Here is a 775-nt window from a genome sequence, read left to right on the forward strand (position 1 = left end):
CGCTCGCAAGATCGACCATCATCGCCGTGCGCGCGCTCGTTTCCAAAGCCGCTGCGGGCTGGCCGAGCACGAGGAGCAACCCGGCCAGGGTCAAAAGCCGCGTCGCTATCGTCCGCGATTCGATCCGCGTGTCTGAAGCCATGATGCGTCTCCCTGAATGCCTGCCCGTGATCCAAGAGTGCATCGCACCGCGTAAAAGAAAAGCGGCGAGTGCGCACGATCTCGTTGGATGGACATTCCGCGTGTATGAACGGGGTCGGACTGTGTTCTTTCGATCAAGGCTGCAAGCATCATGAGCATCGGACTGATCGCCCTTCTGGACGACGTGGCAGCCCTCTCGAAGGTCGCGGCGGCCTCGCTGGACGATGTCGGCGCGCAAGCCGCCAAGGCCGGCGCGAAGGCAGCGGGCGTCGTGATCGACGATGCGGCCGTGACGCCGCGCTATGTCGTCGGCTTCTCGGCCGACCGCGAATTGCCCATCGTCTGGCGCATCGCCAAGGGCTCGGTGCGCAACAAGCTCCTGTTTCTCCTGCCGATCGCGCTGGCGCTCGGCGCTTTTGCGCCCTGGGCGATCACGCCGCTCCTGATGCTCGGCGGCTGCTATCTCTCGTTCGAGGGCGCGGAAAAGATCTACGAGAAGCTCGTGCCCCATGCCGAGCACGCTGATGAGGACACGTCCGTCCCGCCGACGACCGACGCCGCGCTTCTGGAAGAGCAGCGCGTGGCGAGCGCGGTGAAGACCGACTTCATCCTCTCGGCCGAGATCATGGCGATC

The 775-nt window shown here is 64.8% G+C and carries 1 protein-coding gene; it reads left to right on the plus strand.

Annotated elements, in window-relative coordinates:
• Positions 1 to 292: 292 nt before the first annotated feature.
• Positions 293 to 775, plus strand: a 483-nt coding sequence (locus NS365_RS23075; RefSeq protein ID WP_153003932.1) for a DUF808 family protein, incomplete at its 3' end; no start/stop codon positions are given.

This window comes from Aureimonas ureilytica (genome assembly GCF_001475935.1).
In the GTDB taxonomy this organism is placed as follows: Bacteria; Pseudomonadota; Alphaproteobacteria; order Rhizobiales; family Rhizobiaceae; genus Aureimonas; species Aureimonas ureilytica_A.